At 64.1% G+C, this 24,829-nt stretch carries 23 protein-coding genes and 1 tRNA gene; 20 read left to right on the forward strand and 4 right to left on the reverse strand.

All coding sequences use genetic code 11. From position 1 onward, the window contains the following. Nucleotides 1-72: 72 nt before the first annotated feature. Entirely contained in the window at nt 73-3,414 is a 3,342-nt protein-coding gene (rne, locus tag ACIP21_RS01430) for a ribonuclease E (RefSeq protein ID WP_400683121.1), read from the reverse strand. Between the two features lie 801 nt (nt 3,415-4,215). Between rne and rluC the strand changes: the two genes are divergently transcribed. Genes rluC through ACIP21_RS01445 form a run of 3 tightly spaced genes read left to right on the forward strand, consistent with a single transcriptional unit; the run spans nt 4,216 to nt 6,880 of the window. Beyond that, entirely contained in the window at nt 4,216-5,172 is a 957-nt protein-coding gene (gene rluC / locus ACIP21_RS01435) for a 23S rRNA pseudouridine(955/2504/2580) synthase RluC (protein ID WP_027919450.1), read from the forward strand. Between the two features lie 4 nt (nt 5,173-5,176). Continuing rightward, nucleotides 5,177-5,848, forward strand: coding sequence for an HAD family hydrolase (locus ACIP21_RS01440; RefSeq protein ID WP_400684272.1), 672 nt, complete (start codon nt 5,177-5,179; stop codon nt 5,846-5,848). A 6-nt stretch (nt 5,849-5,854) separates the two neighbouring features. After that, a complete protein-coding gene (locus ACIP21_RS01445) occupies nt 5,855-6,880 on the forward strand; it encodes a S49 family peptidase (protein WP_400683124.1) in 1,026 nt (341 codons plus the stop codon). Between the two features lie 76 nt (nt 6,881-6,956). On the opposite strand, the gene ACIP21_RS01450 is transcribed toward ACIP21_RS01445, so the two are convergent. Beyond that, nucleotides 6,957-7,535, reverse strand: a complete 579-nt coding sequence (locus ACIP21_RS01450; protein ID WP_400683126.1) for a Maf family protein — start codon at nt 7,533-7,535, stop codon at nt 6,957-6,959. Nucleotides 7,536-7,631: 96 nt separating this feature from the next. On the opposite strand from ACIP21_RS01450, the gene ACIP21_RS01455 reads away from it, so the two are divergent. From ACIP21_RS01455 to ACIP21_RS01530, 16 genes are all read left to right on the forward strand, one after another. Then, nucleotides 7,632-8,159, forward strand: a complete 528-nt coding sequence (locus ACIP21_RS01455) for a YceD family protein (RefSeq protein ID WP_167058236.1) — start codon at nt 7,632-7,634, stop codon at nt 8,157-8,159. Nucleotides 8,160-8,172: 13 nt separating this feature from the next. After that, the gene (rpmF, locus tag ACIP21_RS01460) at nt 8,173-8,355 is read left to right on the forward strand and encodes a 50S ribosomal protein L32 (protein WP_003247154.1); all 183 of its coding nucleotides are present in this window, start codon (nt 8,173-8,175) and stop codon (nt 8,353-8,355) included. Between the two features lie 3 nt (nt 8,356-8,358). Beyond that, the gene (gene plsX / locus ACIP21_RS01465) at nt 8,359-9,369 is read left to right on the forward strand and encodes a phosphate acyltransferase PlsX (protein ID WP_400683129.1); all 1,011 of its coding nucleotides are present in this window, start codon (nt 8,359-8,361) and stop codon (nt 9,367-9,369) included. A 127-nt stretch (nt 9,370-9,496) separates the two neighbouring features. Continuing rightward, nucleotides 9,497-10,435, forward strand: coding sequence for an ACP S-malonyltransferase (fabD, locus tag ACIP21_RS01470; protein ID WP_400683131.1), 939 nt, complete (start codon nt 9,497-9,499; stop codon nt 10,433-10,435). 15 nt (nt 10,436-10,450) lie between these two features. Further along, nucleotides 10,451-11,191 (forward strand): 3-oxoacyl-ACP reductase FabG, encoded by a 741-nt coding sequence (gene fabG / locus ACIP21_RS01475; RefSeq protein ID WP_103449709.1) that lies wholly within the window; start codon nt 10,451-10,453, stop codon nt 11,189-11,191. A gap of 202 nt (nt 11,192-11,393) precedes the next feature. Next, nucleotides 11,394-11,630 (forward strand): acyl carrier protein, encoded by a 237-nt coding sequence (acpP, locus tag ACIP21_RS01480; RefSeq protein WP_008096410.1) that lies wholly within the window; start codon nt 11,394-11,396, stop codon nt 11,628-11,630. A 174-nt stretch (nt 11,631-11,804) separates the two neighbouring features. Next, nucleotides 11,805-13,049, forward strand: a complete 1,245-nt coding sequence (gene fabF, locus ACIP21_RS01485) for a beta-ketoacyl-ACP synthase II (RefSeq protein WP_400683135.1) — start codon at nt 11,805-11,807, stop codon at nt 13,047-13,049. After that, nucleotides 13,049-13,870 (forward strand): aminodeoxychorismate lyase, encoded by an 822-nt coding sequence (gene pabC, locus ACIP21_RS01490; RefSeq protein ID WP_400683138.1) that lies wholly within the window; start codon nt 13,049-13,051, stop codon nt 13,868-13,870. Before fabF ends, pabC begins: the two co-directional genes overlap by 1 nt. A gap of 4 nt (nt 13,871-13,874) precedes the next feature. After that, nucleotides 13,875-14,996: an endolytic transglycosylase MltG gene (mltG, locus tag ACIP21_RS01495; protein WP_400683141.1), complete on the forward strand. Its 1,122-nt coding sequence runs from the start codon at nt 13,875-13,877 to the stop codon at nt 14,994-14,996. Nucleotides 14,997-15,044: 48 nt separating this feature from the next. After that, entirely contained in the window at nt 15,045-16,031 is a 987-nt protein-coding gene (locus ACIP21_RS01500) for a DNA polymerase III subunit delta' (RefSeq protein WP_400683143.1), read from the forward strand. A 30-nt stretch (nt 16,032-16,061) separates the two neighbouring features. Then, on the forward strand, nt 16,062-16,844 hold the full coding sequence (locus ACIP21_RS01505) for a TatD family hydrolase (RefSeq protein WP_400683146.1): 783 nt from the start codon (nt 16,062-16,064) through the stop codon (nt 16,842-16,844). A 625-nt stretch (nt 16,845-17,469) separates the two neighbouring features. After that, a complete protein-coding gene (locus ACIP21_RS01510; RefSeq protein WP_400683149.1) occupies nt 17,470-18,105 on the forward strand; it encodes a TetR/AcrR family transcriptional regulator in 636 nt (211 codons plus the stop codon). A 108-nt stretch (nt 18,106-18,213) separates the two neighbouring features. Beyond that, nucleotides 18,214-19,182 carry a GTP 3',8-cyclase MoaA gene (locus ACIP21_RS01515; RefSeq protein WP_400683151.1) on the forward strand — a complete coding sequence of 323 codons (969 nt, stop codon included), beginning with the start codon at nt 18,214-18,216 and terminating at the stop codon, nt 19,180-19,182. A 66-nt stretch (nt 19,183-19,248) separates the two neighbouring features. Next, nucleotides 19,249-19,854 carry a DUF4823 domain-containing protein gene (locus ACIP21_RS01520; protein ID WP_400683153.1) on the forward strand — a complete coding sequence of 202 codons (606 nt, stop codon included), beginning with the start codon at nt 19,249-19,251 and terminating at the stop codon, nt 19,852-19,854. A gap of 10 nt (nt 19,855-19,864) precedes the next feature. Next, the gene (locus ACIP21_RS01525) at nt 19,865-20,425 is read left to right on the forward strand and encodes a DUF1285 domain-containing protein (protein WP_400683155.1); all 561 of its coding nucleotides are present in this window, start codon (nt 19,865-19,867) and stop codon (nt 20,423-20,425) included. 218 nt (nt 20,426-20,643) lie between these two features. After that, nucleotides 20,644-21,051 carry a cupin domain-containing protein gene (locus ACIP21_RS01530; RefSeq protein WP_400683158.1) on the forward strand — a complete coding sequence of 136 codons (408 nt, stop codon included), beginning with the start codon at nt 20,644-20,646 and terminating at the stop codon, nt 21,049-21,051. Between the two features lie 57 nt (nt 21,052-21,108). Here the strand turns inward: ACIP21_RS01530 and ACIP21_RS01535 are convergent. Together ACIP21_RS01535 and ACIP21_RS01540 are read right to left on the reverse strand one after the other, a co-directional pair. Continuing rightward, nucleotides 21,109-21,184: transfer RNA gene (locus tag ACIP21_RS01535), tRNA-Asn, on the reverse strand. A 62-nt stretch (nt 21,185-21,246) separates the two neighbouring features. Then, on the reverse strand, nt 21,247-22,443 hold the full coding sequence (locus ACIP21_RS01540) for an amino acid aminotransferase (protein ID WP_400683160.1): 1,197 nt from the start codon (nt 22,441-22,443) through the stop codon (nt 21,247-21,249). Between the two features lie 287 nt (nt 22,444-22,730). Between ACIP21_RS01540 and uvrB the strand changes: the two genes are divergently transcribed. Then, entirely contained in the window at nt 22,731-24,746 is a 2,016-nt protein-coding gene (gene uvrB, locus ACIP21_RS01545) for an excinuclease ABC subunit UvrB (protein ID WP_400683163.1), read from the forward strand. Nucleotides 24,747-24,829: the final 83 nt, after the last annotated feature.

A 24,829-nucleotide genomic window follows, 5' to 3' on the forward strand; every position in this document is an offset into this window, starting at 1 on the left:
GATCTGGACAGATAGCCGAAAAAAAGCCCCGCCAGTTCGCACTGGCGGGGCTTTTTCATTCAGCACCGGCTATCAATGAGGCTTGTGCTCATCGGCGGTTTCCAGTGCTGGCTCGGCAGCTTCCTGGGCAGCCTTGGCTGCGGCCTCGGCTTCACGCTTGCGACGACGCACTTCGCGTGGGTCGTTAGGCGCGCGGCCGTTCGGCAGCATCACGGTGGCGGCTTCGGCGGTGGCCGCTGCTTGCTCGGCCGGAGCCGGCTCGACAGCTACCGGGGCAGCTTCGACGACGGCAGGCGCTGGCTCTGCAACCACTTCCGGCTGGGCTTCGGCCACAGGCGCAGGCTGCTCGGCAACCGGTGCTTGCTCGACCACCACCTGGGCTTGCTCGGCTTCACCCGCTTCGACGACGGCGGCTTCCACGGCCGGCGCTTCGATGACAGGTGCTGCTTCGACGGCAGGGGCTTCGACTGGTGCTTCGGCGACGACCACCGGTTCAGCAGCGACAGGCGCTTGCTCAACCACGGGCTGCGGAGTCACTTCGACCACTGGCTCGGCGCTGGCTTCGACCACGGCGACTGGTTCGCTGATCGGTTGCTCGACCACCGGCGCGATGACAACTTCCTCGGCCTGGGCAACCACTTCCACGGCTTCGGTCGGCTGGGCGACTTCGCTGTTGTCGGCGGCGGCTTCGGTGCTGGCGCGCTCGGCCTGCTGATTGGCTTGGGCCTCGGCTTCGGCGCTGATGTTGCTGCTGGCAACAGCGGCGGTGACGGCCAGGCCGGCAGCCAGTTCGGCACCCAGCTCGCTGGCCTGGTGCTGTTGCGGCTGATCTTCGCTGCCTTCGTCGTCGCCGTCGATCAGCTCGCCGTTGGCATTGCGCTGGCGTTCACGACGGTTGCTGCGACGACGCTGGCCACGGGAGCGGCGGCGTGGGCGTTCTTCGCCATCGGCGCCTTCCTGCTCGTCCTGCAGCAGTTCTTCGTTCGGCAGTTGCTCTTCGGCGAGCTCGGCAGCCTGCTCGGCGCCCTGTTCGGCTGCACGCGGCTGACGCTCTTCACGCGGTGGGCGCGGCTGACGCTCTTCGCGAGGTGCACGTTCTTCACGCGAGGCGCGTTCTTCGCGCGGCGCACGTTCTTCACGAGGGGTGCGTTCTTCGCGCGGCGCACGTTCTTCACGAGGGGTGCGTTCTTCGCGCGGCGCACGCTCTTCACGTGGAGCACGTTCTTCGCGAGGTGCACGCTCTTCGCGCGGAGCACGTTCTTCACGCGGGGCGCGTTCTTCGCGGGCTACACGCTCTTCACGTGGCTGACGCTCTTCGCGTTCGGCTGGTGGGGTGGCATCCAGCGGCTCGCGCAGTTCACGCACGCGCTCTTCACCGCGGTTGCCACGGCGGTCTTCGCGAGGCTGGCGCGGGGCGCGTTCTTCACGAGGGGCGCGCTCTTCACGCGGTGCACGTTCTTCACGTGGTGCGCGTTCTTCACGCGGTGCACGTTCTTCGCGAGGCTGACGCTCTTCGCGCGGAGCGCGCTCGGCACGCTCTTCGCGTGGCTTGCGCTCTTCATCGCGACGGCCGTTGCGGTTACGGCTCTGTTGACGGCCGTTGCGGCGCTCTTCGTTGCGCTGGCTACGCTCGGTGGCCGGCTTTTCTGCGGCAGCAGCGGCGACCGGCGCGGCGGCAGGCTCTTCCTTGCCGGCGAACAGGCTGACCAGCGACTTGACCAGGCCCTTGAACAGGCTTGGCTCAGGTGCAGCTGGAGCAGGGGTGGCCGCAGCGGCTGGCTGTGGCTGTTCTTCGACGGTGCTTGGCAGTGGAGCGTTGGCGCGGGCCGGCGCGGTCTTCACCGCGGCTTCCTGGCGAACCAGGGTGCGGGTGGCGGTCGGCTGCGGCGCTTCTTCGGCTTCCGATGCGGCGATTTCGTAGCTGGACTGGTTGTTCAGCACTTCCGGGTTGTCGTCGCGCAGGCGCTGGACTTCGAAGTGCGGGGTTTCCAGGTGGTCGTTCGGCAGGATGATGATGCGCGCGCGGGTGCGCAGTTCGATCTTGGTGATCGAGTTGCGTTTCTCGTTGAGCAGGAACGCGGCCACCGGGATCGGCACCTGGGCACGCACTTCGGCAGTGCGGTCCTTCAGCGCTTCTTCCTCGATCAGGCGCAGGATCGCCAGCGACAGCGATTCGACGTCACGGATGATGCCGGTGCCGGAGCAGCGCGGGCAGACGATGCCGCTGCTTTCGCCCAGCGAAGGGCGCAGGCGCTGACGGGACATTTCCAGCAGGCCGAAGCGCGAGATGCGGCCAACCTGAACGCGGGCGCGGTCGGCTTCGAGGCATTCACGCACGCGCTCTTCGACAGCGCGCTGGTTCTTCGCCGGGGTCATGTCGATGAAGTCGATGACGATCAGGCCGCCGATGTCACGCAGGCGCAGCTGGCGGGCGATTTCCTCGGCCGCTTCCAGGTTGGTCTGCAGGGCGGTTTCCTCGATGTCGCTACCCTTGGTGGCGCGCGCCGAGTTGATGTCGATGGAGACCAGGGCCTCGGTCGGGTCGATCACGATCGAGCCGCCGGACGGCAGGTCGACGACGCGCTGGAAGGCGGTCTCGATCTGGCTTTCGATCTGGAAGCGGTTGAACAGCGGCACGCTGTCTTCGTACAGCTTGACCTTGCTGGCGTACTGCGGCATCACCTGGCGGATGAAGGTCAGCGCTTCTTCCTGGGCATCGATGCTGTCGATCAGCACTTCGCCGATGTCCTGGCGCAGGTAGTCGCGGATGGCGCGGATGATGACGTTGCTTTCCTGGTAGATCAGGAACGGCGCGACGCGGTCCTGGGACGCTTCCTTGATGGCGGTCCACAGTTGCAGCAGGTAGTCGAGGTCCCACTGCATTTCTTCGCTGCTGCGGCCCAGGCCGGCAGTGCGCACGATCAGGCCCATGTCGCCTGGCACGGTCAGGCCGTTGAGGGCTTCGCGCAGTTCGTTGCGCTCTTCGCCTTCGATGCGGCGGGAGATGCCGCCGGCGCGCGGGTTGTTGGGCATCAGCACCAGGTAACGGCCAGCCAGGCTGATGAAGGTGGTCAGGGCGGCGCCTTTGTTGCCGCGCTCTTCCTTCTCGACCTGGACGATGACTTCCTGGCCTTCGCTCAGGACTTCCTTGATGTTGACCCGGCCTTCAGGGGCTTTCTTGAAGTATTCGCGGGAGATTTCCTTCAGCGGCAGGAAGCCGTGACGTTCGGAGCCGAAGTCGACGAAGGCGGCTTCGAGGCTGGGCTCGATGCGGGTGATCTTGCCTTTGTAGATGTTGGCCTTTTTCTGCTCACGCGCGCCGGATTCGATGTCCAGGTCGTAGAGACGTTGGCCGTCCACCAGGGCTACACGCAACTCTTCGGGTTGAGTTGCGTTAATCAGCATTCTTTTCATGTTGTACCGTCGGTTTCCGGGCTGCCGGAAACGGCGTGCGGCACACACGACTGCTCATGGTCGGTGCCAAGGTGCGCAAAGGGTGGCCAGGCCACCCCCGTGTCGAGCAACGTTCGGCACCAGCCGGTTGCCCAGCCTGCCGTTGTCGCGACGACGCGTCCTGTTTGCTGCGGTGCCAACCAGGCCCCGGTGGCTTCGAATGGGTATCCGAATCAACCAAGCGGGCCTCGTGCACTCAGTCAGGAGGAGGAATCAACCCTCAGCCGTGGACGCCCGGGGGCATCTGTTCAGGACCTGGTCCGCTCGCCGGCCATTCACTGGGCCGGTGGCCGGACGCGGTGCTACACGGTCCGAGGGCTGTGCATCTCCACCCTGCACGTATCCCTGATCATTCGGGTGCTGCCGCGCGCTGAATCCGCAACGGGTTGCATTTTTCGCCAGCTTCGAATGGGAAGCTGACGCCATTACATATCCAAGGCAGGTATTTCCGAAGCATTCGCCGGGCGTTGCGTGGAAGCGACGGGGCGGGCAGAGGTGCAGCGAAAAGAATCGGGTAAGCAGGCGAAAAACCACACTTGTCGTTTTTTTTCGGTCTTCTCTACACGGCGCTGGTGGCGATTCCAGGCAATTCGGTAAACTGGCGAAAACCCCGTAGGACGGCCTCGCGTCCTGCAGAATTGCGAAGGTCAGGAACCGGCCAAGGGCCTGGTTTCTCTGGCCTGCCGCTTTTGGCGGCGTTCGCGACTATAGCAGCAATGATTAAGTGCTTCAATTCCATAAAAAATTGTTATGATCCCTGCCATGACGACCAATACCCCTCCGACTTCCGGCGTTCAGCTGATCGAAGTCGCGCCGGAGCTTGCCGGCCAACGCATCGACAATTTCCTCATCACGGCGCTCAAGGGCGTGCCCAAGACCCTGGTCTACCGCATCCTGCGCAAGGGTGAGGTGAGGGTCAACAAGGGGCGGGTGAAGCCCGAGTACAAGATCCAGGCCGGCGACATCGTGCGCGTGCCGCCGGTCCGCCTGCCCGAGCGCGACGAGCCGGCGCCGGTGGCCCAGGGGCTGCTGCAGCGCCTGGAGGCGGCCATTGTCTACGAAGACAAGGCGCTGATCGTGATGAACAAGCCGGCCGGCATCGCCGTGCATGGCGGCAGCGGCCTGAGCTTTGGTGTGATCGAGGCGCTGCGCCAGCTGCGTCCGGACGCCAAGGAGCTGGAGCTGGTGCATCGCCTGGACCGCGACACCTCGGGCCTGCTGATGATCGCCAAGAAGCGCAGCATGCTGCGCCACCTGCATGCCGCCCTGCGCGGCGACGGTGTGGACAAGCGCTACATGGCGCTGGTGCGCGGCCACTGGCCAACCTCGAAAAAACAGGTCAACGCGCCACTGCTCAAGAGCAACCTGCGCTCCGGCGAGCGCATGGTCGAGGTCAACGACGAGGGCAAGGAGGCGCTGACCCTGTTCCGCGTGCTGCGTCGCTTCGGTGAATTCGCCACCATCGTCGAGGCGCGCCCGATCACCGGGCGTACCCACCAGATTCGCGTGCATACCCTGCATGCCGGGCACATGATCGCCGGTGACAGCAAGTACGGCGACGAGGACTTCAGCCGCGAGATTCGCGAGCTGGGCGGCAAGCGTCTGTTCCTGCACGCCTACGCGCTGACGGTGCCGCTGCCCGACGGTGGCGAGCTGAAGCTGGAGGCGCCCGTGGACGAGGTCTGGGCCAAGACCGTGGAGCGACTCAGTGCGCCATGATCCTGTGAGCAAACGCTACGAGTTGCTGATCTTCGACTGGGACGGCACCCTGGCCGACTCCATTGGCCGCATCGTCGAGGCCATGAATGCCGCCGCCGAGCGTGCCGGCGAAGCGCCGAGCGAGGAGCAGGCGGTCAAGGGCATCATCGGCCTGGCGCTGGGTGAGGCCATCTCGACGCTGTATCCGCACCTCGATGCGGTGCAGGTCGAGGTCTTCCGTCAGCACTACGCCGACATCTACATGGCCCTCGACCGGCAGCCCTCGCCGCTGTTCGAAGGCGTGGTCGAGTCGCTGGATGCCTTCCGTACCCAGGGTTACCGCCTGGCGGTGGCCACCGGCAAGGCGCGCCGCGGGCTGGACCGGGTGCTCAAGGCCAATGGCTGGGAGCAGTTCTTCGACATTACCCGCGCCGCCGACGAAACCCGTGGAAAGCCGCACCCCTTGATGCTCGAGGAGATCCTCGGCCATTGTGGCGTCGAACCCGCGCGGGCGCTGATGGTCGGAGATTCGGCATTCGACCTGCAGATGGCCAGCAATGCCGGCATGCATTCGGTGGCCGTCGGTTATGGCGCCATGTCGCTGCAGGCGCTGGCCGAATTCGGTCCGCAGGTGTGCATCGATCATTTTTCCCAGCTGCGCGAGTGGCTGGCCGGTTCCCCGGCAATTCCAAGGTAGGTGAGCATGGTAGACGAGTGGAAAGCGCCCAGTAACGAAACGGATGAGCAGCGCCTTGCCCGCGAAGATCGCGAGGAGGGCGCCCGCGAGGAGCGCAAGAGCTGGAAGCTGCTGGAAAAGACCTTGCTGGCAGGTGTCCAGGAGCAGCGCCGCTCCCGGCGCTGGGGGATCTTCTTCAAGCTGCTGACCTTCGTCTACCTGTTTGGCATCCTGGCCCTGTTCCTGCCGCTGACGGACATGGACAAGGCTGCTTCGCGCAGCGGCAGCCACACGGCGCTGGTCGAGGTGCGCGGGGTGATCGCCGATCAGGAGGCGGCCAGCGCCGACAATATCGTCAAGGGCTTGCGTGATGCCTTCAAGGACCCCAAGACCAAGGCGGTGGTGCTGCGCATCAACAGTCCGGGCGGCAGCCCGGTGCAGGCCGGGTATGTGTATGACGAGATGCGTCGCCTGCGCGGCTTGCACCCGGATATCAAGCTCTATGCGGTCATCACCGACCTTGGGGCGTCGGGGGCTTACTACATTGCCAGTGCGGCGGACGAAATCTACGCCGACAAGGCCAGCCTGGTCGGTTCCATCGGCGTGACGGCGGCGGGCTACGGCTTCGTCGGCGCGATGGAGAAGCTCGGTGTCGAGCGTCGGGCCTACACATCGGGCGAGCACAAGGCGTTCCTCGATCCGTTCTCGCCGGAAAAACCCGAAGAGACCGCGTTCTGGCAGGGCGTGCTGGATACCACCCATCAGCAGTTCATCGCCATGGTCAAGCAGGGGCGGGGTGAGCGGCTCAAGGACAAGGAGCACCCGGAGCTGTTCAGTGGCCTGATCTGGTCGGGCGAGCAGGCCAAGGCGCTCGGGCTGGTGGATGGCCTGGGCAGTGCCAGTTACGTTGCGCGTGAGGTGGTTGGGGAAAAGGACCTGGTCGACTACACCGTGCAGGAGTCGCCGTTCGATCGCTTCTCCAAGCGTATCGGTGCCAGCGTGGCCGAGCATCTGGCCATGTGGATGGGGTTCCAGGGGCCGCAGTTGCGCTGAGTTAGATGCGCGCCTGAAATCGCGCGCCGCCTGTGCGGCGCCAGATCCCTCGGGTGCATGAAGTCCCAAGCCAGGCTCAGGGAATTACCACCCCTTCCCGGGTCAGCATGTCCACCAGCCGAATCAGCGGCAGTCCGATCAGGCTGGTCGCATCGCAGCCATGGGTGCTCTGGAACAAGCTCACCCCCAGCCCTTCCGCCTTGAAGCTCCCTGCGCAATCCAGCGGCTGCTCCGCCGTTACATAGCGTTCCACGCGTGCCCGATCCAGCTCACGCATCGTCACCGTGAACGGCACGCAGTCGACCTGGCAGTGCCCGGTCGCGGTATTGAGCAGCGCCAGCCCGGTCAGGAAGGTCACCTGCTGCCCGCTGGCTTCCAGTAGTTGCTCGCAGGCCCGGTCGAAGGTGTGCGGTTTGCCGAGGATCTGTTCGCCCAGCACCGCCACCTGGTCGGAGCCGATGATCAGGTGCCCGGGGTGGCTGCCTGCCAGTGCCTCGGCTTTCTGTCGGGCCAGGCGACGAACCAGCTCCGTGGCGGGCTCGTCGGGCAGGCGCTGTTCGTCTAGATCGGGGCTTGCCCAGGTGAAGGGCAGGCGCAGGCGGGTGAGCAGTTCGCGGCGGTAGGTAGAGCTGGAAGCCAGCAACAGAGGCAGCATGGTAGACTCCTGGGCAGTTGAACCCGATTCTAACATGCGAGATGTCGCCGAATTTCCTTTGACAGGGGCGGGGGGCATCCCTAGAATGCTGCGCCTATGTTGAATGACCCGATTCCACCTCACGTTGACCCGCGCAAATTAGCCGATCGAGGCGTATCCATCACTGGTACGCTGCAACTCGCTGATTTGGAAAGACTCTGCGACCCGCTTTCCGACAATGTCGGTATGGTGCAGGCGAAGTTCGATTTTGAACGAGATGAACAGCACGTGGTGGTTATCCACAGCGAGCTGGACGTCGAGGTCAAGATGGTTTGCCAGCGTTGTCTTGAGCTGGTCACCCTGCCGATCCACAGCGAATGTACTTACGCCGTGGTGAAGGAGGGTGCGAATACCCAGTCGTTGCCGAAAGGCTATGACGTGCTGGAACTGGGCGAAGATCCTTTGGATCTGCAGGCTTTGGTCGAGGAGGAGCTGCTGCTCGCCTTGCCCATCGTGCCTGCTCATCATCCGGAAGAATGCCAGCAGCCGGCGGGCGCAGACGAGCCCGAATCGAGCAAGGACGAGGTATCGCGGTCCAACCCGTTCAGTGTTTTGGCGCAGTTAAAGCGTGACCCAAACGTTTAGGAGTTAATCAATTATGGCTGTTCAGCAGAACAAAAAATCCCGCTCTGCCCGTGACATGCGCCGTTCGCACGACGCCCTGTCGGAAAACGCGCTGTCGGTAGAGAAAACCACCGGTGAAGTACACCTGCGCCACCACGTTTCGCCAGAAGGCGTATACCGTGGTCGCAAAGTGGTCGACAAGGGCGCTGACGAGTAATCCTTGTCCGCTCAGATCATCGCGATCGACGCAATGGGCGGGGACTTCGGTCCCCGCAGCATTGTCCAGGCTAGCATCGCCTGCCTTTCGGCTACCCCCTCGCTGCACCTGACCCTCGTCGGTCAACCCTCCCTCCTTGAAGATCTTGTCGGCGGCCTTGCGGCTGCGGATCGCGCGCGCCTGCAGATTGTCGGGGCCCGCGAAGTGATCGGCATGGACGAGCGGCCATCGCAGGCGTTGCGCGGCAAGCCGGATTCGTCGATGCGCATCGCCCTCGAACTGGTGCGTGACGGCAAGGCCCAGGCCTGCGTCAGTGCCGGCAATACCGGTGCGCTGATGGCGTTGTCGCGGTTCGTGCTCAAGACCCTGCCAGGCATCGACCGCCCGGCCATGGTTGCGGCAATCCCTACCCAGGCGGGCTACTGCCAGTTGCTCGACCTGGGCGCCAACGTCGATTGCAGTGCCGAAAACCTCTACCAGTTCGCCGTGATGGGTTCGGTCGCTGCCCAGGCCCTGGGTATCCATCGGCCGCGCGTGGCGCTGCTGAACATCGGCACCGAGGACATCAAGGGCAACCAGCAGGTCAAGCTGGCCGCCACGCTGTTGCAGAACGCCCGCGGCCTCAACTATGTGGGCTTCGTCGAGGGTGATGGCCTGTACCGTGGCGAGGCGGATGTGGTGGTGTGCGACGGGTTCGTCGGCAACATCCTGCTCAAGTCCAGCGAAGGCCTGGCGACCATGATCGGCGCGCGCATCGAGCGATTGTTCAAGGGTGGCGCATTGTCGCGGCTGGCCGGGGCGTTGGCGATGCCGCTGCTCAAGCGCCTGCAGGCCGACCTGGCGCCGGCCCGGCACAACGGTGCGAGCTTCCTTGGGCTGCAGGGTATCGTCATCAAGAGTCATGGCTCGGCGGGGGTGCAGGGGTTCCAGAGCGCGATCCAGCGGGCGCTGATCGAAATCCAGGAAAACCTCCCGCAGCGTCTTCATGGGCGTCTTGAAGACTTGTTGCCTTAGGCATTTCGCCGATGAAGTGCTTAAATGTGACCGCTTGGTCCGTGTTTCCATCCAAGATTTCAGATTCCGTGCCCGGCCACAGGCCTGGCGCACCCTATCCGACGACAAGATCATAAGGGCTTGTTCAATGTCTGCATCCCTCGCATTCGTCTTCCCCGGTCAAGGTTCCCAGTCGCTGGGCATGCTCGCCGAGCTCGGCGCTGAAAAGCCGGTGGTCATCGAGACCTTCAAGGAGGCCTCCGAGGCTCTGGGCTACGACCTGTGGAAGCTGGTCCAGGAAGGTCCGGAAGAACAACTCAACCAGACCGACAAGACCCAGCCGGCGATCCTCACTGCCTCCATCGCCCTGTGGCGCCTGTGGCTGGAAGAGGGCGGCGCCAAGCCGGCCTTCGTTTCCGGCCATAGCCTGGGCGAATACAGCGCACTGGTCGCCGCCGGCGCCCTGTCGCTGAAAGATGCCGTGCGCCTGGTCGAGCGCCGTGGCCAGCTGATGCAGGAAGCCGTGCCGGCCGGGCATGGCGCCATGGCGGCGATCCTCGGTCTGGACGACGCCGTGGTCGTCGACATCTGCGCCGAAGCGGCCGAAGACGAAGTGGTCAGCGCGGTGAACTTCAACTCGCCAGGCCAGGTGGTGATCGCCGGCAACAAGGCTGCGGTCGACCGCGCCATGGAGCTGTGCAAGGCCAAGGGCGCCAAGCGCGCCCTGCCGCTGGCGGTCAGCGTGCCGTCGCACTGCGCCCTGATGAAGCCGGCTGCCGAGCGCTTTGCCGAATTCGTCAACGCCATCGAATGGAAGGCCCCGCAGATCCCGGTGGTGCAGAACGTCACCGCCGCCGTCGCCGCCGACCTCGATGCCCTGAAGCAGGACCTGCTGGCGCAGCTGTACCAGCCGGTACGCTGGGTCGAGTGCGTGCAGACCCTGGCTGCCAATGGCGCGGTCAACCTGGTCGAGTGCGGCCCGGGCAAGGTCCTGGCTGGCCTGAACAAGCGTTGCGCCGACGGCGTGACCACCTACAACCTCAATACCCCTGACGCTGTCGCCGCCACCCGCGCGGCGCTGGCCTGATTTGGAGAAGCTTGCATGAGCCTGCAAGGTAAAGTTGCACTGGTCACCGGCGCCAGCCGTGGTATCGGCCAGGCCATCGCCCTCGAGCTGGGCCGCCAGGGCGCGACCGTGATCGGTACCGCCACTTCGGCCTCCGGCGCCGAGCGTATCGCCGCCACCCTCAAAGAGCACGGTATCACCGGCACCGGCATGGAACTCAACGTCACCAGCGCCGAGTCCGTCGAAGCGGTGCTGGGCGCCATCGGCGAGCAGTTCGGTGCCCCGGCCATCCTGGTCAACAACGCCGGTATCACCCGCGACAACCTCATGCTGCGCATGAAGGACGACGAGTGGTTCGACGTGATCGACACCAACCTGAACAGCCTCTACCGTCTGTCCAAGGGCGTGCTGCGTGGCATGACCAAGGCGCGTTGGGGTCGTATCATCAGCATCGGCTCGGTCGTCGGTGCCATGGGCAACGCCGGTCAGGCCAACTATGCGGCCGCCAAGGCTGGCCTCGAAGGCTTCAGCCGCGCCCTGGCGCGTGAAGTGGGCTCGCGTGGCATCACCGTCAACTCGGTGACCCCGGGCTTCATCGACACCGACATGACCCGCGAGCTGCCAGAAGCACAGCGCGAAGCGCTGCAGACCCAGATTCCGCTGGGCCGCCTGGGCCAGGCCGACGAGATCGCCAAGGTGGTTTCGTTCCTGGCTTCGGATGGCGCAGGCTACGTGACCGGCGCCACCGTGCCGGTCAACGGCGGGATGTACATGTAACCCTGCAACTCAATGTGACGGATTGCTTCAAAAAAGAGTCATACTGCGAGCCTAAAATCCGTTATAAAGCTGCAACCAGATTCCAGGCAGGGGGTCGGGTGACTGACCGAAGGTGCGTTCCGCTTGAAAAGCGAACGTCTTTCTATAAACTTGGTCACCGGCCAGCTGCCTGACATATGTCCATTAGGAGTGAAAACTAGGTATGAGCACCATCGAAGAACGCGTCAAGAAAATCGTCGCCGAGCAACTGGGCGTCAAGGAAGAGGAAGTGACCAACGAGAAGTCCTTCGTCGATGACCTGGGTGCCGATTCGCTTGACACCGTTGAGCTGGTGATGGCTCTGGAAGAGGAATTCGAGACCGAAATCCCTGACGAAGAAGCCGAGAAGATCACTACCGTTCAAGCGGCCATCGACTACGTCAACAGCCACAAGGCCTAAGACGTTGTAGTCGACGCTTCTTGTCGAGAAGAACCGCACTGCCTTTACCGGCGTGCGGTTTTTTCTTTGCGAGCCACCGGCGTCGTTTCGCTCGCTGCGAGAGCTTGTTGCCATTTCATTCCATTGCCTTGAATGCAATGGCAAGAAACTCTGTGATTAGAAAAGGAGAGTACTGTGTCGCGTAGACGCGTCGTGGTCACCGGTATGGGTATGCTGTCGCCACTGGGTACCGATGTACCGAGCACCTGGCAGGGCATTCTGGCTGGCCGCAGTGGCATCGGTCCGATCGAGCATACGGACTTGTCTGCCTACTCCACCCGTTTTGGCGGCTCGGTGAAGGGCTTCGAGGTTGAGCAATACCTGTCGGCCAAAGAGGCCCGCAAGCTCGACCTGTTCATCCAGTACGGCCTGGCGGCCGGTTTCCAGGCGGTGCGCAACGCCGGCCTGGAAGTGACCGACGCCAACCGTGAGCGCATCGGCGTGGCCATGGGCTCGGGGATCGGCGGCCTGACCAACATCGAAGAAACCAGCCGGACCCTGCACGAGCAGGGCCCGCGCCGTATTTCGCCGTTCTTCGTGCCGGGTTCGATCATCAACATGATCTCCGGCTTCCTGTCGATCCACCTGGGTCTGCAAGGGCCGAACTACGCCATCGCCACCGCCTGTACCACGGGCACCCATTGCATCGGCATGGCCGCGCGCAACATCGCCTATGGCGAGGCCGACGTGATGATCGCCGGTGGCGCCGAGATGGCCGCCTGTGGCCTTGGCATGGGTGGCTTCGGTGCCTCCCGCGCGCTGTCGACCCGCAATGACGAGCCGACCCGTGCCAGCCGCCCGTGGGACAAGGGCCGTGACGGCTTCGTGCTGTCCGACGGCGCCGGTGCCCTGGTGCTGGAAGAGCTGGAGCACGCCCAGGCCCGTGGTGCGACCATCTATGCCGAGCTGGTCGGCTTTGGCATGAGTGGCGACGCCTACCACATGACCTCGCCACCCGACAGCGGTGAAGGTGCGGCGCGCTGCATGGTCAATGCCCTGCGCGATGCTGGCGTGCAACCTGAGCAGGTCAGCTACATCAACGCCCACGGCACCTCGACCCCGGCCGGCGACATCGCCGAAGTCGCGGCGATCAAGCGGGTGTTCGGCGAGCATGCCTACAAGCTGGCGGTCAGCTCGACCAAGTCGATGACCGGCCACCTGCTGGGCGCCGCCGGCGCGGTGGAAGCGATCTTCAGTGTGCTGGCGATCAACAGCCAGATGGCGCCGCCGACCATCAACCTGGACGAGCCGGACGAAGGTTGCGACCTCGACTTCGTGCCGCACCAGGCACGCAGCATGCCGATCGACGTGGTGCTGTCCAACTCGTTCGGCTTTGGCGGCACCAACGGTTCGCTGGTGTTCCGCCGGTTCAACGATTGATGCACAGCTGGATCGATGGCCGGCCTGCGACTGCGATCAACCTGCAGAACCGCGGCCTGGCCTACGGCGATGGCCTGTTCGAGACCATCGCCGTGCGCGCTGGCCGGCCCAGCTTGCTGGACGGCCACCTGGCCCGTTTGGCGCTGGGCTGTCAGCGTCTGGCCATCGATGCCGACCTGGCGCTGGTGCGCGATGAATTGCTGCGCTTCGCCAGCCAGCTGGGCGACGGTGTCGCCAAGCTGATCCTCACCCGTGGCGACAGCCAGCGTGGTTATGCGCCGGTTGCCGGGGCCATGCCGCGGCGCATCCTTCAGGGTAGCCCGCTGCCCAGCTATCCCGCCGGGCATGCCGAGCAAGGCGTGCAACTGTTCCCTTGCCAGACCCGGCTTGGGCTGCAACCCTTGCTGGCAGGCCTCAAGCACCTCAATCGCCTGGAACAGGTGCTGGCTCGTGCCGAATGGCAGGACGTCGAGCTTGCCGAAGGCCTGATGCTCGATGGCCAGGGCAGGGTGGTCGAGGGGGTCTACAGCAACCTGTTCCTGGTGCGCGACGGTGTGCTGCTGACCGCCGACCTCAGCCGCTGTGGCGTGGCCGGCGTGATGCGCGGCGCCTTGCTGGCACAGGCGCGGTTGCAGGGCATTGCCACCGAGGTGTGTGACATTCCATTCGATGCGCTGGTGCAGGCGGATGAAGTATTCGTTTGCAACAGTGTCTATGGTGTCTGGCCAGTGCGCGGTATTCCCGCGCTGAACCTGAACTGGTCGCCAGGCCCGCTCACCCGTAAACTGCAGGCCGTTGCCCGTACGCTACTGGATACCTGAATTCGTGAGACGCAAATTCCTGCTGCTGCTGGAGATGGGCTTGATCCTCGCCGGCCTGGCCCTGGGCTGGTCGGCCTGGAAGATCAACTCGGTACTGGAGCAGCCCCTGCACGTGGCCGAGGAGCGTCTGCTCGACGTACCCAGCGGCACCAACCCCAACCGCATGTTCTATCGCATGCAGGCCGACGGCTTGCTCGATGACGCCTTCTGGCTGCGCCTCTACTGGCGTTTCAACATGGCCGGCACCCAGCTGCACACCGGCGAGTACCGCCTGACGCCCGGCATGACGGTCGATGAGCTGTTCGACGTCTGGCGCCGTGGTGACGTGGTCCAGTACAACCTGACCCTGGTCGAGGGCTGGACCTTCCGCCAGGTGCGTTCGGCGGTGGCCAAGCATGAAAAGATCAGGCATACCCTCGACGGCCTGTCCGATTCCGAGGTGATGGACAAGCTCGGCCACACCGGCGTGTTCCCCGAGGGTCGCTTCTTCCCCGACACCTATCGCTTCGTGCGTGGCATGAGCGATGTCGAGCTGCTGCAGCAGGCCTACATGCGCCTGGACGAAGTGCTGGCCAAGGAATGGGCCGAGCGCACCACCGACCTGCCTTACCGTGACCCGTACCAGGCGTTGATCATGGCCTCGCTGGTGGAAAAGGAAACCGGCATTCCCCAGGAGCGCGGGCAGATTGCCGGCGTGTTCGTCCGTCGCCTGCGCCTGGGCATGATGCTGCAGACCGACCCGACGGTGATCTACGGCATGGGCGAGCGCTACAACGGGCGCATCAGTCGCGCCGACCTGCGTGAGCCGACGCCCTACAACACCTACACCATGACCGGCCTGCCGCCGACGCCGATCGCCATGGTCGGGCGCGAGGCGATCCATGCCGCGCTCAACCCGTCCGATGGCACCAGCCTGTACTTCGTCGCGCGCGGCGATGGCAGCCATGTGTTCTCCGACGACCTTGACGATCACAACAGCGCAGTGCGCGAGTTCCAGCTCAAGCGCCGTGCGGACTACCGCTCCAGTCCGGCGCCGCAGGCGCCTGACAGCGAGGCGGCGCCGGCCGAGCCCGATGCTGCGCAACCGTTGCCGTCCGAACCGCCGGCAACCGGCGAGCAGCCTTGAGGGTGGCCAGCGTGAGTGGTTTGCCCATGACTATCCCGGAGCGTTGCCGTGGCTGAAGCCTATCCTTGGCAGCTGTCGATCTGGCAGCAGCTGGCTGGCCGTGCCCAGCATGCCCATGCCTACCTGCTGCATGGCCCCCAGGGTATCGGCAAGCGCGCCTTGGCCGAGCGCCTGATGGCTCGCCTGCTGTGCCAGCAGCCCCAGGGGCTGGATGCCTGCGGTCAGTGCAAGTCCTGCCTGTTGCTCAAGGCGGGCAGCCACCCGGACAACTTCGTCCTGGAGCCGGAAGAGGCCGACAAGCCGATCAAGGTCGACCAGGTCCGCGAGCTGGTGTCGTTCGTGGTGCAGACGGCGCAGCTGGGCGGGCGTAAAGTGGTGCTGATCGAGCCGGTCGAGGCGATGAACATCAACGCCTCCAACGCCTTGCTCAAGAGCCTGGAGGAGCCCTCCGGCGACACCGTGCTGCTGTTGGTCAGTCACCAGCCGAGCCGCCTGCTGGCCACCATCAAGAGCCGCTGCCAGCAGGTCGCCTGCCCGCAGCCGAGTCTGGCCCAGAGCCAGGCCTGGCTGGCCACGGCGCTGGCTGGCAGCGACGAGGCCGAACGGGAGGAGCTGCTGACCCTGGCCGCCGGTTCGCCGCTGATGGCCGTGAGCCTCCAGGCCCAGGGCGTGCGCGAACAGCGTGCGCTGGTCACCGAGGGGGTGAAGAAGCTGCTCAAGCAGCAGCAATCGCCCAGTCAGTTGGCCGAAGCCTGGAGTGGGGTGCCGTTGCTGCTGCTGTTCGACTGGTTCTGCGACTGGTCGCACCTGGTGCTGCGCTACCAGTTGACCCAGGATGAGCAGGGGCTGGGCCTGGCCGACATGCGCAAGGTGGTGCAGTACCTGGCGCAGAAGAGCCGCCAGGGCAAGGTGCTCGAGGTCCAGGCATGGATCCTCGAACAGCGCCAGAAAGTGCTGGGCAAGGCCAACCTCAACCGTGTGCTGCTGCTGGAAGCCATGCTGGCCCAATGGGTCCAGCTGCCAGGTTCCCGCTGATTCCTCAACTATTCATGTGTGCCGTCTTCCATGCTCGTAGATTCCCATTGCCACCTCGACCGACTTGACCTGAGCGCCCATCAGGGCTCCCTCGATGCCGCCCTGCAGGCGGCACGCGAGCGTGGGGTCGGGCATTTCCTGTGTATCGGTGTCAGTGCCGAGAATGCCGGCGCGGTCAAGGCGCTGAGCGAGCGGTACGCCGATGTCGACTGCTCGGTGGGCGTGCACCCGCTGGACCTGGCGCCGGGCGAGACGCCGGCGCTGGAGTGGCTGCTGCGCGAGCTGGCCCATCCGCATGTGGTGGCGATCGGTGAGACCGGGCTGGATTATCACTATGAGCCGGAGGCCGCCGAGTTGCAGCAGGCGTCGTTCCGCCTGCACCTGGAGGCTTCGCGCCAGACCGGCAAACCGGTCATCGTGCATACCCGTGCGGCGCGGGCCGATACCGTGGCGCTGTTGCGCGAGGCCAGCCTGCCGCAGGCCGGTGTGCTGCACTGCTTCACCGAAGACTGGGAGATGGCCAAGGCGGCGCTGGACCTGGGCTACTACATCTCGCTATCGGGTATCGTCACCTTCCGCAATGCCGATGCCCTGCGCGAAGTGGCGCGGCAGGTGCCGGTCGACCGGCTGCTGGTGGAGACGGATTCGCCTTACCTGGCGCCGATTCCGTACCGGGGCAAGCCGAACCTGCCGCAGTACGTGCGCGAGGTGGCGGAGTATGTGGCGTCGTTGCGCGGGGCGAGCTACGAGCAACTGGCCGAGCAGACCACCGCCAACTTCAAGCGCCTGTTCCCGCTGGCGCGGGTAGCCTGATCTGAATGCCCACTTCTCCCAAAAGCTGAAAAGCTCATGGGGTTGTCTTGATTTTTTGCGCGCATTGATTGGCGATGGCGACGCACGCTCACCTTTGCCCCTGGAGCGGTGGCTGGATCGCCGCGGGCAAAAAAAACCCGGGTTCTGGGGGGGGAATCCGGGTTAAGACCATTAGGAGTAAAACAAAGGTACGCGGTCCCTGAGCACCTTTATCAGCGCGCCACTTGGGGGGGATGCGCCGCGCCAACACTTCAAGTATTGGTCAGGTTTGGCACTGTGCCAGTGCTTCTCTGGTCGTTTTTTAAACAGATTTGGAATACGCCCGCCGTCCCTTCCTCCCTCAATGCATGGCCAGGCGTCGTATTTGCCGGCCAGCGTCGCCGATTGGCCACTCCCAAGTGTGGAAATACGCCGAAAAACGCACTTTCTGGTGCCGACCTGCATACCGGGCACGTTCTGCGCTCAGGCTTCAATCAAATGCATTGTCACGGGCAAGGCGCGCCGCGGCTTCCCAGGGCCCGCGCCCGTTGGAAATCATCGTGAAACATAGACATGGTTGGATGATCCGTGCAATTTGCCGCAAGTTAGGCATAATAAACCGCTTCAATGTCATCCAGTCCTTCCTATGCAGAAAGAACCTCGTAAGGTCCGTGAGTTTCGCCGTCGCGAACAGGAAATCCTCGATACGGCGCTCAAGCTGTTTCTCGAACAGGGTGAAGACAGCGTCACCGTCGAGATGATCGCCGACGCCGTGGGGATCGGCAAAGGCACGATCTACAAGCACTTCAAGTCCAAGGCGGAAATCTACCTGCGCCTGATGCTCGACTACGAGCGTGACCTGAACGGGCTGTTGCATTCCGCCGATGTCGATCGCGACAAGGAGGCGCTGTCGCGCGCCTACTTCGAGTTCCGCATGCGTGACCCGCAGCGCTACCGCCTGTTCGACCGCCTGGAAGAAAAGGTGGTCAAGGGCAACCAGGTGCCGGAAATGGTCGAGGAGCTGCATAGCATCCGCGCTTCCAACTTCGATCGCCTGACCCAGCTGATCAAGGGCCGCATCAGCGAAGGCAAGCTCGAAGACGTGCCGCCGTACTTCCACTACTGCGCGGCCTGGGCACTGGTCCACGGCGCGGTGGCGCTGTACCACTCGCCATTCTGGAGCAATGTGCTGGAGGATCAGGAAGGCTTCTTCCAGTTCCTCATGGACATCGGCGTGCGCATGGGCAACAAGCGCAAGCGCGACCCGGAACCGGCGAACTGAAGCGTCTCGTCGCCGTTGGTTGAATCCAGCGTGAAATCGGGGCTTGCAAAAACTTGAACCATGAGTCAAGTTTTGCCAGCCCCGATTCATCCATGCTGGAGTTTTCCTATGATCGTCGACCGTCAAGGCAGGCGTTTTCGCAACCTGCGCGTCAGCCTGACTGCTGCCTGCAACTACGCCTGCAGCTATTGTGTGCCGGACGGCAAGCGCCTGGTGGCAGCGCAGGATGAACTCTCAGGCGAAGCCTTGGCGCGCGGCGTGGCCTATCTGGTCGAGGCGGCCGGCATCGAGCGCTTGCGTATCACCGGTGGCGAGCCGCTGGTCAGTCCGCGGCTCGATGCCTTTCTGGCCGCGGTGGCCAAGCTTGAGCTCGCCGATATCAGCCTGACCACCAACGGCCAACTGCTGGCGCGCAAGTTGCCCCAGCTGCGCGATGCGGGCATTCGTCGCCTGAATGTCTCCCTCGATAGCCTCGATCCTCAGGCGTTTCGCCGCATTGCACGCGGCGGTGACCTGGCGGGCGTGCTGACGGGCATGGAGCAGGCGAGCGCCATGGGCATGCGCATCAAGGTCAACATGGTGCCCATGCGCGGGCAGAACCTCGACCAGGTCTTGCCAATGCTCAATCATTGCCTGGCGCGGGGTTATGAACTGCGCTTCATCGAATTGATGCGCATGGGGCACCTGGCCCGCGACAGCAATGCCTTCCTCCAGCAATTCGTCGGGCTCGACGCGCTGCTCGGCCTGATCGGAGGCCAATATCCCTACCAGCAGGTCGACGCCCCGCTGGATGCCACCGCGCTGCGCTACCAGATTCCGGGCAAAGGCCATTTTGGCGTGATCGCCAACGAAAGCGTGCCGTTCTGTCGCACCTGCTCGCGCCTGCGCCTTTCCTCCACCGGTTGGTTGCACGGCTGTCTGTCGTCGACCAACCGTCACTATGTCGGCGATCTGTTGGAAAAACCCCGTCACCAGGCACTGCCCGCGTTGCAGCGTTTGCTGGTCAAGGCCCTGGCCGACAAGCAGGAACTGGCGTTTTCCGGCGGTGTGACGGTGATGAAGGTGATCGGCGGCTGAAGCTGGCGCAAAAGCTGCATCCGCCGGCTATTCGCCGGTTTTTCGTCACCGGCCACTGGAGGAAAGATGCGTAGCCTGGTCTTGCCGCTGGCGCTGATGGCGCTGGGCGGCTGCATGAATGTCAGCGATATGGGCGAGGGCGTCCGGTACCACATGAGTGATGCCGGCCTGCTGGATCACAGTGACACCCGTCGTACCCTGTCGATTCGCCTGCAACCGGACTCGTTCATCTTCATCGGTCAGGGCGCCTTCCTGCCCCCGGGCAAGGGGCCGCTGCCGAAGCAGAACGTGGTAGCCGAGGAGGCGTTCAAGGGCTTTGTCGAGTACTTCCCGCTGGTGCGTCGTGCCCAAGGGCCGCTGGGCTTGGAAGAGGCCATCACCCAGGCGCGTTCGGTGGGTGCCGATTATGTCCTGTACACACGCTTTGCCCGTACCGACGACCGTATCGGCAATGGCGACGAATGGTATGACGAGCAGGCCGTCGACCGTCTGGGCTGGGACACCGGCGTGGTGCAGATGATGCTGATCGAGACCAACAGCCGTTACCTGATCGACAGCGTGCGGATCAAGAGCCGCGGCGGTTTGTTGACGTTCCACGACAACACGCCGGAAGATTTGCTCGCCGCGCCGATGCGCGAGTACGCTCGTAGCCTTCTGGGCATGAGCGAGTGAGGGCAGGGTAATGAGCGATTCCGGCAAGGCCAGCGATCTGCTGGCGCAGATTCCCGCACACAAGGGTCTGCCGCCGGTGCATCTGTGGAATCCGGATTTCTGCGGTGACATCGACATGCGCATCGCCCGCGACGGCACCTGGTATTACCTGGGCACGCCCATCGGGCGCAAGCCGATGGTGCGGTTGTTCTCCACGATCATCCGCCGCGATGGCGATGACTACTTCCTGATCACTCCGGTGGAAAAGGTCGGCATTCGAGTCGACGACGCACCGTTCGTGGCAGTGACGCTGGACGTGCAGGGCAGCGGTGAGCAGCAGGTGCTGCGCTTTACCAGCAATGTCGAGGACCAGGCGGAGGCGGGGCCGGAGCACCCGTTGCGGGTGGAGATCGACCCGTTGACCGAGGAACCCTCGCCTTATGTGCTGATGCGCAGCAACCTCGAGGCGCTGATCCACCGCAACGTGTTCTACCAGTTGGTGGAGCTGGCGGTGCCGCGCGAAATCGACGGTGAAGCGTGGCTCGGGGTATGGAGCCATGGCCAGTTCTACCCGATCGGGCGTGCTTGCTGACGGTCTGTTGTTTCCCGTGGCGGCCTCTTCGCGGGTAAACCCGCTCCCACAGGTGCAGCGCTGCTCTCAGGGCTTGTGATGCCTCTGTGGGAGCGGGTTTACCCGCGAAGAGGCCCGCCGAGGCTAAATCGGCTTCCTGCTTTTTCTCCGGATTGGACATTTGTCTCTGGGGCCTCTGGGTCTAACCTGCAGACACTTGTCCATCAGGAACTGCCTCCATGAAACCTGTCCTCGCCTTGCTCATTCCCCTCGGCCTGCTCATCGGCCAATCCACTGCCTGGGCCCACGGCGACGTCGCCGACCAGGTCAAGGTCCTGCAGGAAAAACAACCGTCGAACGCGCCCGGCAAGACCGCGGTGATGCTCACCGTCAGCTATGCCCCAGGCGAAGCATCCCCCGCCCACCAGCACCCGGGTGCGGTCATGGCCTATGTGCTGGAGGGGGCAGTGGTGTCCAAGCTCAACGATGAGCCGGAAAAGACCTACAAGGCTGGCGAGTACTGGTACGAGGCTCCCGGCACCGTGCACGGCGTCTCGCGCAATGCCAGCAAGACCCGGCCCGCAAAACTGCTGGTCTGGAGTCTGGTGGACCAGGGCAAACCGGTCACCGAGCCGGTCCAGCACTGATTCGGCCACAACGAAAAAGCCCCCGGTGCTTGCGCACCTGGGGGCTTTTTCAGTGTTTGGCTCCGCGACCTGGACTCGAACCAGGGACCCAATGATTAACAGTCATTTGCTCTACCGACTGAGCTATCGCGGAATCTGCGCGTATCTTACCGATTGCCAGGGAGAAGTCAAGCCACTCCCTGACAAATCAATCAGTTACAGTACTTCCACGATGGCCTTGGTGACCACGTGGATGTTGCTCTGGTTCAGCGCGGCCACGGCGATGCGGCCGGTGTCCAGGGCGTAGATGCCGAAATCGTTCTTCAGGCGCGCGACCTGCTCAACGGTCAGGCCCGAGTACGAGAACATGCCCACCTGACGGCCCACGAAGCTGAAGTCGCGGTTGGCGCCGTATTCGGCCAGCAGCGTGACCATCTGCTTGCGCATGCCATGGATGCGCTCGCGCATTTCGGCCAGTTCCGCTTCCCACATCTGCCGCAGCTCGGTGCTGTTGAGCACGGTGGCGACGATGGTGGCGCCGTGGGTCGGCGGGTTGGAGTAGGTGGTGCGGATCACCCGCTTGACCTGGGACAGCACGCGGGTGCTCTCGTCTTTCGAGGCGGTGACGATCGACAGTGCGCCGACGCGCTCGCCGTACAGCGAGAACGACTTGGAGAACGAGCTGGAGACGAAGAATTCCAGGCCCGACTCGGCGAACAGGCGCACGGCGAAGGCGTCTTCGGCGATGCCGTCACCGAAGCCCTGGTAGGCCATGTCGAGGAACGGCACGAGGCCCTTGGCCTTGACCACTTCCAGGACGTTCTTCCAGTCGTCCAGGGTCAGGTCGACGCCGGTCGGGTTGTGGCAGCAGGCGTGCAGCACCACGACCGAGCCGGCCGGCAGGGCATTGAGGTCTTCGAGCATGCCGGCACGGTTGACGTCGTTGCTCGGCGCATCGTAGTAACGGTAGTTCTGCACCGGGAAGCCAGCGCTCTCGAACAGGGCGCGGTGGTTTTCCCAGCTCGGGTCGCTGATGGCGACCACGGCATTCGGCGAGAGGCGCTTGAGGAAGTCGGCGCCGATCTTCAGGGCACCGGTACCGCCCACGGCCTGCACGGTGACGACGCGGCCAGCGGCCAGCAGTGGCGATTCGGCGCCGAACAGCAGCTTCTGCACGGCCTGGTCGTAGCTCACGATACCGTCGATCGGCAGGTAGCCGCGCGAGGCGTGCTGGGCGGCACGCTGGGTTTCGGCTTCGATCACGGCGCGCAGCAGCGGAATGCGGCCTTCCTCATTGCAGTAGACGCCCACGCCCAGGTTGACCTTGTCGGTCCGTGGGTCGGCGTTGAATGCTTCGTTGAGGCCCAGGATAGGGTCGCGGGGTGCCAGCTCGACAGCGGAAAACAGGCTCATTGTTACTTCGGCTCTGATTGGAGAGTGATAGGGCGTACACGCTCCAGCCGAATGCACTGAAGCGGTGCACAAACGGGGAGTCAGTATAGTGATACCGACCGGTCCCTGCGACAGCCTGGCGCAGGTTTTCCGGCGATTTGCGCAAATATTTTTCGACCATTGGTCGAATTGCCGGGTCCACCGTAATACGCGCTCACAGCCTGGCCTTGATTCTGGTCCCGGCAGGGCACATTTGGGTATAGACTACTGGCTAAATTTACAGTTGCTGCGTTACCGCGAGGTCCGTCATGTCCGAGTTCCAGCTCGTCACCCGTTTCCAGCCGGCCGGCGACCAGCCCGAGGCCATTCGCCAGATGGTCGAGGGCATCGACGCGGGCCTGGCGCACCAGACCCTGCTCGGGGTGACCGGTTCGGGCAAGACCTTCAGCATCGCCAACGTCATCCAGCAGGTGCAGCGCCCGACCCTGGTGCTGGCGCCGAACAAGACCCTGGCGGCGCAGCTGTATGGCGAGTTCAAGGCGTTCTTCCCGAACAATGCGGTGGAGTACTTCGTTTCCTACTACGACTACTACCAGCCCGAAGCCTACGTGCCGTCGTCGGACACCTTCATCGAGAAGGACGCCTCGATCAACGACCACATCGAGCAGATGCGCCTGTCGGCGACCAAGGCGCTGCTGGAGCGGCGCGACGCGATCATCGTCACCACCGTGTCGTGCATCTACGGCCTGGGCAGCCCCGAGACCTACCTGAAGATGGTCCTGCACGTCGACCGCGGCGACAAGCTCGACCAGCGCGCGCTGCTGCGCCGCCTGGCCGACCTGCAGTACACCCGCAACGAGATGGACTTCGCCCGTGCCACCTTCCGCGTGCGCGGCGACGTGATCGACATCTTCCCGGCCGAATCCGACCTCGAGGCCATCCGCATCGAGCTGTTCGACGACGAGGTGGAGAACATTGCCGCCTTCGACCCGCTGACCGGCGAGGTTTTCCGCAAGTTGCCGCGCTTCACCTTCTACCCCAAGAGCCACTACGTCACCCCGCGGGAAACGCTGCTGGAGGCGGTGGAGGGCATCAAGGTCGAGCTCAAGGAGCGCCTCGAGTACCTGCACAAGGCCAACAAGCTGGTCGAGGCCCAGCGCCTGGAACAACGCACCCGCTTCGACCTGGAGATGATCCTCGAGCTGGGCTACTGCAACGGCATCGAGAACTACTCGCGCTACCTGTCCGGGCGCCCGGCCGGGGCCGCGCCGCCAACCTTGTACGATTACCTGCCGGCCGATGCGTTGCTGGTGATCGACGAGTCCCATGTCAGCGTTCCGCAGGTCGGGGCCATGTACAAGGGCGACCGTTCGCGCAAGGAGACGCTGGTGGAATACGGCTTCCGTCTGCCTTCGGCGCTGGACAACCGGCCGATGCGCTTCGACGAGTGGGAAGGCGTCAGCCCGCAGACCATCTTCGTCTCCGCCACCCCCGGGCCTTACGAGGCCGAGCATGCCGGGCGCGTGGTCGAGCAGGTGGTCCGCCCGACCGGCCTGGTCGATCCGCAAGTCGAGATTCGCCCGGCGCTGACCCAGGTCGACGACCTGCTGTCGGAGATCCGCAAGCGGGTCGCGGCTGGCGAGCGGGTGCTGGCCACCACGCTGACCAAGCGCATGGCCGAGGACCTCAGCGATTACCTGGCCGACCACGACGTTCGGGTGCGCTATCTGCACTCGGACATCGACACGGTGGAGCGGGTGGAGATCATCCGCGACCTGCGCCTGGGCACCTTCGATGTACTGGTCGGGATCAACCTGCTGCGCGAGGGCCTGGACATGCCCGAGGTATCGCTGGTGGCGATTCTCGATGCCGACAAGGAGGGCTTCCTGCGTTCCGAGCGCTCGCTGATCCAGACCATCGGCCGCGCCGCGCGCAACCTCAATGGCCGGGCGATCCTCTACGCCGACAACATCACCGGCTCGATGCAGCGCGCCATCGACGAAACCGAGCGGCGCCGGGAAAAGCAGATCGCCTTCAACCAGGCCAATGGCATCGTGCCCAAGGGCGTGGTCAAGGACATTACCGACATCCTGGAAGGCGCCACCGTGCCGGGGGCGCGCAGCAAGAAGCGCAAGGGCATGGCCAAGGCAGCGGAAGAGAGTGCGCGTTACGAAGCCGAACTGCGCACGCCGGGCGAGATCACCAAGCGCATCAAGCAGCTGGAAGAGAAGATGATGCAGTTCGCCCGCGACCTGGAATTCGAGGCTGCCGCGCAATTGCGTGACGAGATTGCCCAGCTTCGCGAGCGGCTGATTACCAGCTGATTGATCTTTCGCCTGTTCCGGCCTCTTCGCGGGTAAACCCGCTCCCACAGGAACCGCAGCACCTGTGGGAGCGGGTTTACCCG

Origin of the sequence: Pseudomonas sp. NPDC089401, from assembly GCF_044749485.1 — a bacterium.
GTDB lineage: Bacteria > Pseudomonadota > Gammaproteobacteria > Pseudomonadales > Pseudomonadaceae > Aquipseudomonas.

What these genes read in the sequence shown, in the direction of transcription:
- rluC (WP_027919450.1), top strand. Translation starts at nt 4,216, where the DNA reads ATGACGACCAATACCCCTCCGACTTCCGGCGTTCAGCTGATCGAAGTC.
- ACIP21_RS01510 (WP_400683149.1), top strand. Translation starts at nt 17,470, where the DNA reads ATGCAGAAAGAACCTCGTAAGGTCCGTGAGTTTCGCCGTCGCGAACAG.
- ACIP21_RS01515 (WP_400683151.1), top strand. Translation starts at nt 18,214, where the DNA reads ATGATCGTCGACCGTCAAGGCAGGCGTTTTCGCAACCTGCGCGTCAGC.
- ACIP21_RS01530 (WP_400683158.1), top strand. Translation starts at nt 20,644, where the DNA reads ATGAAACCTGTCCTCGCCTTGCTCATTCCCCTCGGCCTGCTCATCGGC.
- pabC (WP_400683138.1), top strand. Translation starts at nt 13,049, where the DNA reads ATGCACAGCTGGATCGATGGCCGGCCTGCGACTGCGATCAACCTGCAG.
- rpmF (WP_003247154.1), top strand. Translation starts at nt 8,173, where the DNA reads ATGGCTGTTCAGCAGAACAAAAAATCCCGCTCTGCCCGTGACATGCGC.
- rne (WP_400683121.1), bottom strand. Translation starts at nt 3,414, where the DNA reads ATGAAAAGAATGCTGATTAACGCAACTCAACCCGAAGAGTTGCGTGTA.
- ACIP21_RS01520 (WP_400683153.1), top strand. Translation starts at nt 19,249, where the DNA reads ATGCGTAGCCTGGTCTTGCCGCTGGCGCTGATGGCGCTGGGCGGCTGC.
- ACIP21_RS01445 (WP_400683124.1), top strand. Translation starts at nt 5,855, where the DNA reads ATGGTAGACGAGTGGAAAGCGCCCAGTAACGAAACGGATGAGCAGCGC.
- ACIP21_RS01540 (WP_400683160.1), bottom strand. Translation starts at nt 22,443, where the DNA reads ATGAGCCTGTTTTCCGCTGTCGAGCTGGCACCCCGCGACCCTATCCTG.
- ACIP21_RS01450 (WP_400683126.1), bottom strand. Translation starts at nt 7,535, where the DNA reads ATGCTGCCTCTGTTGCTGGCTTCCAGCTCTACCTACCGCCGCGAACTG.
- ACIP21_RS01525 (WP_400683155.1), top strand. Translation starts at nt 19,865, where the DNA reads ATGAGCGATTCCGGCAAGGCCAGCGATCTGCTGGCGCAGATTCCCGCA.
- uvrB (WP_400683163.1), top strand. Translation starts at nt 22,731, where the DNA reads ATGTCCGAGTTCCAGCTCGTCACCCGTTTCCAGCCGGCCGGCGACCAG.
- acpP (WP_008096410.1), top strand. Translation starts at nt 11,394, where the DNA reads ATGAGCACCATCGAAGAACGCGTCAAGAAAATCGTCGCCGAGCAACTG.
- ACIP21_RS01505 (WP_400683146.1), top strand. Translation starts at nt 16,062, where the DNA reads ATGCTCGTAGATTCCCATTGCCACCTCGACCGACTTGACCTGAGCGCC.
- fabG (WP_103449709.1), top strand. Translation starts at nt 10,451, where the DNA reads ATGAGCCTGCAAGGTAAAGTTGCACTGGTCACCGGCGCCAGCCGTGGT.
- fabD (WP_400683131.1), top strand. Translation starts at nt 9,497, where the DNA reads ATGTCTGCATCCCTCGCATTCGTCTTCCCCGGTCAAGGTTCCCAGTCG.
- ACIP21_RS01455 (WP_167058236.1), top strand. Translation starts at nt 7,632, where the DNA reads ATGTTGAATGACCCGATTCCACCTCACGTTGACCCGCGCAAATTAGCC.